A 7,426-nucleotide genomic window follows, 5' to 3' on the forward strand; every position below is an offset into this window, starting at 1 on the left:
ATTTTATCTGAATAAACATCCACAGCGCCGCGGTACAGCCTGTACTGCGGCGCTGTACGGGATAGGAGAGATCGATATGGCCCTGCTTGAAATGCAACAGATCTGCAAGGCCTTTTCCGGGGTCTACGCCAACGACCATGTAGACCTGATGGTGGAAAAGGGCGAGATCCACGCGCTGCTGGGAGAAAACGGCGCGGGCAAAACCACCCTCATGAATATCCTCTTCGGCATCTACAGCGCAGACAGCGGACAGATCCTGTGGAAGGGCGAGCCGGTGCGCTTTGCCTCCCCCAAGGACGCCATTGCCGCGGGCATTGGGATGGTGCAGCAGCACTTCTCCCTGGTGCGCAAGATGACGGTGCTGGACAACATCATCCTGAATCTGCGGGACAACCGCTTTGTGCTGGACCGCAAACAGGCTCGGCAGCGGGTGTGCGCTCTGGCGGAGAAGTACGGCCTCACCGTGGACCCGGATGCCCAGGTGGGCAGCCTGTCGGTGGGCGAGCAGCAGCGGGTGGAGATCCTGAAGGCCCTGTACCGGGATGTGGAGCTGCTCATCCCGGACGAGCCCACCGGCGTGCTTACTCCCCAGGAGACGGCCCAGTTCTTTGAGGTGCTCCGGGCGCTGCAGAAGGAGGGCTACGGCATCATCATCATCACCCACCGCATGAGTGAGATCATGGCCATCAGCGACCGGGTCACCATTCTGCGGGACGGGAAGAAGGTGGCCCAGCTGGTCACGGCCGAGACCCAGCCCGATGAGCTGTCCCGGCACATGATCGGCCGGGAGCTCAATGAGAGCTACGATGTGGACACTCCGCCGGGAGAGGAGACGCTGCTGTCTCTGGAGGCCATCTCTCTGCCCCGGAAAAAGAAGGGCCATCCCCTCCACGATATTACCCTGGAACTGCGCCGGGGAGAGATCCTTGGTGTGGCCGGCGTAGAAGGAAACGGCCAGAAGGAGCTGGCCGAGATCATCACCGGCATCCAGCACCCCTCCCAGGGGCGAGTGGTCCTGGACGGACAGGAGATCCAGCGGGAGAATGTCCGGCAGCGGTATGAGCGGGGTGTGGTTTATATCTCCGACGACCGCCTCAACGATAGTTTGGTCACCGACATGGACATGACGGAAAACCTGATGCTTCGGGACTACTGCCGCGCTCCCTTCTCCCACAAGGGACTGCTGGACCGCAAGGCCATGCTCCAGACAGCCAAGGAAAAGATCCAGCGCTACCAGGTGCGCTCCTCCGGCACCTCCGGAGAGGCCACGCCGGTGCGTCTGCTCTCCGGCGGCAACCAACAAAAGCTGATCGTGGCCCGTGAGATCCATGACCGGGCTCAGGTGGTGGTAGCCAGCCAGCCCACCCGCGGCCTGGACATCGGCGCCACGGAATTTGTCCGGGATCGGCTGGTGGAGCAGCGCAATGCCGGAAAGGGTGTGCTGCTCATCTCCGCCGACCTGGAGGAGATCATGGCTCTGAGCGACCGCATCGCCGTGCTGTTTGGCGGGCGGATCGTAGGTGTGCTTACCCGTCAGGAGGCCACCGTGGAAAAGATCGGCCTTCTCATGGGCGGTATCACAGGAAAGGAGGCGGTGAGATGACCGCGCTTACCAACCGGAAACAGAACCTGCTGGATGTGCTGACCATCTGCCTACTTACCCTGGTGATCAGCGCCCTGCTGATTTTGGCCTGTAAAGCCAGCCCGGTGGAGGCGGCAAGCCTCTTCGTCAAAGGAATCTTTGGAACCAAGGCCAGCTTTGCCGAGATCTTTGTCAAAGCCTGTCCCCTGATTCTCACCGGCCTTGGCTGCGCGGTGGCCTTCCGCACCGGCTTTTTCAACATCGGTGCCGAGGGACAGTTCTACGTGGGCGCCATTTCTGCCACCTTGGTGGCCCTGGGCCTGCCTCAGGTACCCGGCGTGGTGCGTATCGTCTTGTGCATGGTGGTCGCCTTTGTGTGCGGCGGCATTTGGGCGCTGATTGCGGCGGTGTTCAAGACTCGCTTCAACATCTCCGAGATCATCGTCACCATCATGCTCAACTACATCGTCATCAACTTCCTGGGCTATGCGGTGCGCTCCTTCCTGATGGATCCCGCCGGCAATGTGCCGCAGTCGGCTAAGATCGACCAGGCGGCCCAGCTTCCCAATCTGATCACCTCCACCCGCTTCCACGCCGGCATTGTGCTGGCCTTTGTGCTGGCGGCTGTGGTTTGGTTTTTGATGGAAAAGACCACCGTGGGCTATGAACTCAAGGCGGTGGGGCTCAACCAGCGTGCCGCCGCCTGCAACGGTGTGCCGGTGGTGCGCAGCATCATCTTCTCCGCCTTCCTCAGCGGCGGCCTGGCCGCCATTGCGGGAAGCATCGAGGTGCTGGCCATCCAGAAAAAGCTGATGGAGGGCATCTCCGGTGACTGCGGCTATACCGCCGTACTCATTGCCCTGGTTGCCTTCAACCGTCCTCTTGGTGTGGTGGCAGTGGCCATTCTCTACGCCGCCATGGAGGTGGGCGCCAGCTCCATGCAGCGGCAGCTGGGTGTTCCTGCTGCCATCGTCAGTATTATCATCGGCGTGGTGGTCGTTCTGATCCTGGCCAAAGAGCTGCTGCGCTGGTATAACCTGAGAAAGAAAGGGTAAGGGGGGAGCACGATGCTGCAAGAGATTTTGACGGTTGGTTTCTTCACTGCGTTTTTGTCCGCAGCAGTGCGCCTGGCCATGCCCTTGATGTATGGCGGCCTGGGCGAAATGATCGCAGAGCGGGCCGGCATCCTGAATATCGGCATGGAGGGCGTGATGCTCTCCGGCGCGTTCTTCTCCTTTGCCGGCGCCTGGTATTTTCACAGCATCCCTGTGGGCCTGCTGTGCGGTATGTTAGGCGGTATGGCAGTGAGCCTGCTGCACGGCCTGCTTACCATCCGTCTGGCCAAGGACCAGTCGGTGAGCGGCCTGGCGCTGAATATGCTGATGCTGGGTGTGACCAGCTTCCTGTATAAGCTGGTATCCAGCGGGCAGAGCTATCAGCAGGTGGAGACCCTGCCCTCCCTGCCCATTCCCGGACTGTCCGCCATCCCCGTGATCGGAGAGGCCTTCTTTAACCGGGATATCCTCACATATCTTCTCTATGTGCTGATTGTGGTTGCCTTTTTCTTCTACCGCAATACTAACTGGGGCCTCAATTTCATTGCCGTGGGTGAGCATCCCCGGGCGGCGGAGTCGGCGGGTATCCCGGTCAACCGCTACCGCTGGATCGCCATGGTGCTCAACGGCGTGCTGGGCGGAATCGGCGGAGCTTATCTGGTGCTGGTGCAGCTGGGTGTGTTCACCGAGAACATGCTCTCGGGACGCGGCTATATCGCCTTGGCTACGGTCATTCTGGGCCGGTACACCTCTTTTGGTGTGTTTGGCGCGGCGCTGCTGTTCGGCGCGGCCAACGCCCTGCAGATTCGCCTGCAGACCATCGGAGTGGAGATCTCTCCCTATCTGCTGGCCATGCTGCCCTATGTGATTACCTTGGCGGCAATGCTGGGCGCCATCGGCAAGAACAGTCAGCCCGAGGGGCTGAGCAAGCCCTACGTCAAGGGCATGCGCTGATACAAAGGAAATCCCCGCACAGAATGTTCTGTGCGGGGATCTTTGCGTTTTGGGGCTGCCCTTTACGTGGGAGGAAAAAGTATGTTATGATGGGGCACGACAGGAGGGAGCAAAATGAAAGCATATCTCACTGTGGGCGAGATGGGCCGGATGTTTGGCCTGAACGTGCAGACGCTGCATTACTATGATAAGATCGGCCTGTTCTGCCCCCAGCTTCGAAATCCGGAGACCGGGCGGCGCAGGTATAAGTTTGACCAGGTCTATCAGCTGGCCACCATCCGCTACCTGCGTAAGCTGGGCTATCCGCTGGAGGATGTCCGGGTCTACCTCAATTCCCGCTCCCCCGTGCATACCATGGATCTGCTGCGGGAGCGCTCGGCAGCGCTGCGTGCCCAGTGGCAGGAACTGATGCGCATTGACGAGGCCATTCTGCGCAAACTCCAGTTTATGGAGGAAAAGCAGGAGCACATCTTCTGGGACGGAGTACGTCGGGTACCCTTCCCTGAGCGGCGGTACATCCCCATTGGCAGCGAGGAGATCCTGTATATGAAGGACTCCTTCTATTTCTATCCTACCATCGCGTTCTACGAGGAAAATCTGAAATATTTTGGTGCGTATGTGGTAGGGCCGGATATGGGCGGGGAGGAGGAAGAACTGCCCGAGGAGTCGCAGGCCACCCTCCCCATTCCAAAGGGAGACTATCTGGTGGCCTTTCATAAGGGCAGCTACGATGAGATCCCCCAGCATATTGCCCAGATGCGTCGGGAGAATGCCGATCTGAACCTGAGTCCCCTGACTGTTACCTTCAATATCATTGACCAATTCGTGGAAAATAAGGTAGATAACTATATTACTGAGCTTCAGATTCAAATTTTAGAGCCCTGATAAGACACCCCGCCTGTGCGGGGTGTCTTTCTTGTCTAAGGACTATCGGATCAGGCAAACTGTTTGAGCAGATGGATAAAGTCCTCCATGTAGGTGGAGCGGAAGGCCTCCTCACGCCAAATCAGATTCCAGGTGAGATAGTAGTTGGGATCGCCCACCCGGAAATAGCTCACCGGATGGGGATAGTTGTGTTCCCGGCGGTAGCTCTCCATGGTGAAGGCCACGCCTAATCCCTCTGCTGCCATCTGGCACCCCAGCTCAATATTGCTGACCAGATAGATTTTGCGCGGCTCCACTCCGGCGTAGCGCAGAGCGGCATCTGCTACCACGCGCACGCTGCGGCCCTCTTCCAGCATGTAGAAGGCTTCCTGTTCCACATGGTGCAGATCCAAGTAGGGGTAGTGACAGCCCTCCAGCCAGCGGCCGCGCCGGACAGCGGGATGATCGGCAGGCAGTACCATCAGCATGTGGTCCTGACGTACGTGTTCTACATGCAGGCCGCTGTGGGTAGGGGGCTGATTGATGTAGATAAGATCCAATTCACCAGCACACAGCGCATGTTCTAAATTTTCGGCAGTGTCTTCGTGCAAAATTACATCCACTCCCGGATAGTCCATACGAAAGCGGCGTATGAGCCGGGGCATCAAAAATAGGTTTCCTTTTCGCAGTCCGCCCACATGGAGTGTACCTTGCCGCCCGCTGGTCAGGTCGCTCATTTCCATCTCAAAGTCATACTTCAGCGCCACAATCTGCTGTGCCCGGCGCAGGTAGGCCTCTCCCACCTGAGTGGGCACTAATTTTTTGCCCAGACGATGGAAGAGAGGGGTTCCCAGCCGCTTTTCCAGGTTGGTCAGAAACAGGCTCAGCGTGGGTTGGGTAACATGGAGCTGCTCTGCGGCACGAGTGATGCTGCGGGTCTTGTCCAGAGCCAGCATATATTCCTGCTCTCGGGTATTCATAGTGGCACCTCCACAACATTGAAAAAACCAATGATTAGAATAAAAATAATAAATTTGTTTTTTGAATGTTACTTTATTATACTAAATACAACAGGAAGAGGTCAACACCCCATGACGTCTTCCAAGTCAAGAATGAGGAGAGGAAAACTATGCCAGAGAAAACGATCTCCGCAAAGAAAAAGAGCTTTACCATGCCCCACACCTTTGTGATCCTGTTTGTCATCATTGCCATTGCCGTGGCTCTGACCTGGATCATCCCCAGCGGTGAGTATGCCCGTGTGGAGGACCCTGTATCGGGCAGCACCGTGGTAGACGCCACCTCCTTCCAGTATGTAGAGGATGTCAGCGTCAATCCCCTCAGTGTCCCCATGATGATCGTGGAAGCGTTTGTGGATAACGCGGACCTGATCACTCTGATCCTGCTCAGCGGCGGCGCCATCTATATGCTCACTGCCGCGGGAGCGCTCCAGGCGCTGGTGGCAGTAATCGTGCGCCGCTTCAGTAATCGGGTGGAGGTCTTTATCCCCCTGCTGATGCTGGTGTTTGCTCTGATCTGTACCACTCAGGGCGTAAATACCTTCATCGGATTTGCACCCATTACAGTCATGCTGGCCCTAAGCTTAGGATTGGACTCCATCGTAGGCGTGGGCATCATCCTGCTGGGCGGTGCCGTGGGCTTTGCAACCGGTACTCTGAATGTGAGCACCACCCTGGTGGCCCAGAAAATTGCGGAGCTGCCCAACTACTCCGGCATCGGCTACCGCTGGGTGTGCTTTGCAGTGTTCTATGTAGTTACCTGCTTCTGGCTGGTGCGCTACGCCAAGAAGATCCAGAAGAATCCTCAGCTGAGCCCCATGTATGACCTGGATCAGAACAGCGAGTTCAAGAGCGGCTCTCTGGATGACTTTGGTCACCTGGATACCCGCAAGACCCTGTGCATCGTGGCCCTGGTTGTTGCTCTGGTAATCATTGTCTACGGTTGCATTGAGAAGGGCTGGGACTTTGCTGAGCAGAGCGCCGTGTTCCTGGTGCTCTCCGTTGTGGTCGGCCTCATTGCCGGATTTGATCTCAACAAGATCTGCACCGAGTTCCTGAAGGGCACCAAGAAGATGCTGGGCGCTTCCTTCATTATCATGTTTGCCCGTGCCATCGGCAGCGTGCTCAGCGCCGGTATGATTACCGACACCATCGTGCACGCCATGGCCGAGGTTCTGACCGGTCTGCCCGCCGCTCTGCTGGGCGTGGGTATGCTGGCCGCCAACACCCTCATCAATGTGGTGCTCACCTCCGGTTCCGGCCAGGCTGCTGCCGTTATGCCCATTATGATCCCCCTGAGCGATCTGCTGGGTGTGACCCGTCAGACCTGTATCCTCAGCTTCAACTTCGGCGACGGTTTCTGTAACTACATCCTGCCCACCTCCACCGCCCTCATGGGCATCCTCAGCGCCGGTAACGTGCCCTATGACCGCTGGATGCGCTTTATGTGGAAGCTGTTCCTGGTGTGGTTTGTGGTAGGCGCTGTGCTGGTAGTTATCGCCCAGCTGATGAACTACGGTCCTATGTAACAACAAACTCCCGCTGCGGAAGGAATATGTGAGGTAGACGAAGATGAAAGAGAAGCTGTATGAATTGATCCAGAAGCAGCAGGAGACCCTGTTTGCCATGGCCGACCAGATCCACGACGACCCGGAGTATGACGGGGAGGAGTATCACGCCTCTGCGATGCTGGAGGACTATCTGGAGCAGCACGGATTTCAGGTAGAGCGGGGCCTGGAAAACTGGCCCACTGCGTTCCGGGCCACCTGGGGCCAGGGGGATGGCGGTCCCCGCATTGGCCTTCTGTGCGAATACGACGCCCTGCGGGGCCTGGGCCACGGCTGCGGCCATCACATGCAGGGCCCCTGCATCTGCGCCACAGCCATTGCGCGGAAAGAGGAGGGCTTTGAGAATCCCTTCCAGCTGGTGGTGTACGGCACTCCGGCGGAGGAGAC

Annotated in this window: 6 protein-coding genes and 1 pseudogene; 6 read left to right on the forward strand and 1 reads right to left on the reverse strand. The window is 58.1% G+C overall.

Going from position 1 to position 7,426, the window contains the following annotated elements; all coding sequences use genetic code 11:
* The first annotated feature begins 76 nt into the window (after positions 1–76).
* The 4 genes from ACLTXB_RS06675 to ACLTXB_RS06690 all read left to right on the forward strand — a co-directional run bounded on the left by ACLTXB_RS06675 (position 77) and on the right by ACLTXB_RS06690 (position 4,476).
* Complete coding sequence (locus ACLTXB_RS06675) at positions 77–1,603, forward strand: ABC transporter ATP-binding protein (RefSeq protein WP_428226475.1); 1,527 nt, start codon at positions 77–79, stop codon at positions 1,601–1,603.
* Positions 1,600–2,637 (forward strand): ABC transporter permease, encoded by a 1,038-nt coding sequence (locus ACLTXB_RS06680; protein WP_428226476.1) that lies wholly within the window; start codon positions 1,600–1,602, stop codon positions 2,635–2,637. The genes ACLTXB_RS06675 and ACLTXB_RS06680 overlap by 4 nt, the downstream gene beginning before the upstream one ends.
* Before the next feature lie 12 nt (positions 2,638–2,649).
* On the forward strand, positions 2,650–3,591 hold the full coding sequence (locus ACLTXB_RS06685; RefSeq protein ID WP_008981928.1) for an ABC transporter permease: 942 nt from the start codon (positions 2,650–2,652) through the stop codon (positions 3,589–3,591).
* Positions 3,592–3,705: 114 nt separating this feature from the next.
* Complete coding sequence (locus ACLTXB_RS06690; RefSeq protein WP_008981927.1) at positions 3,706–4,476, forward strand: MerR family transcriptional regulator; 771 nt, start codon at positions 3,706–3,708, stop codon at positions 4,474–4,476.
* 50 nt (positions 4,477–4,526) lie between these two features.
* On the opposite strand, the gene ACLTXB_RS06695 is transcribed toward ACLTXB_RS06690, so the two are convergent.
* Positions 4,527–5,435, reverse strand: a complete 909-nt coding sequence (locus ACLTXB_RS06695; protein WP_008981926.1) for a LysR family transcriptional regulator — start codon at positions 5,433–5,435, stop codon at positions 4,527–4,529.
* 149 nt (positions 5,436–5,584) lie between these two features.
* Here ACLTXB_RS06695 and ACLTXB_RS06700 point away from each other — a divergent pair, with 149 nt between their 5' ends.
* Together ACLTXB_RS06700 and ACLTXB_RS06705 are read left to right on the forward strand one after the other, a co-directional pair.
* Positions 5,585–7,000: a YfcC family protein gene (locus ACLTXB_RS06700; RefSeq protein WP_428226477.1), complete on the forward strand. Its 1,416-nt coding sequence runs from the start codon at positions 5,585–5,587 to the stop codon at positions 6,998–7,000.
* 43 nt (positions 7,001–7,043) lie between these two features.
* Positions 7,044–7,426, forward strand: a pseudogene (locus ACLTXB_RS06705) (amidohydrolase); the annotation flags it as partial.

This window comes from Flintibacter sp. (assembly GCF_046973065.1).

Excerpts from the sequence above, each read along its gene's own strand:
- ACLTXB_RS06700 (WP_428226477.1), top strand. The coding sequence starts at position 5,585 with ATGCCAGAGAAAACGATCTCCGCAAAGAAAAAGAGCTTTACCATGCCC.
- ACLTXB_RS06685 (WP_008981928.1), top strand. The coding sequence starts at position 2,650 with ATGCTGCAAGAGATTTTGACGGTTGGTTTCTTCACTGCGTTTTTGTCC.
- ACLTXB_RS06695 (WP_008981926.1), bottom strand. The coding sequence starts at position 5,435 with ATGAATACCCGAGAGCAGGAATATATGCTGGCTCTGGACAAGACCCGC.
- ACLTXB_RS06675 (WP_428226475.1), top strand. The coding sequence starts at position 77 with ATGGCCCTGCTTGAAATGCAACAGATCTGCAAGGCCTTTTCCGGGGTC.
- ACLTXB_RS06690 (WP_008981927.1), top strand. The coding sequence starts at position 3,706 with ATGAAAGCATATCTCACTGTGGGCGAGATGGGCCGGATGTTTGGCCTG.
- ACLTXB_RS06680 (WP_428226476.1), top strand. The coding sequence starts at position 1,600 with ATGACCGCGCTTACCAACCGGAAACAGAACCTGCTGGATGTGCTGACC.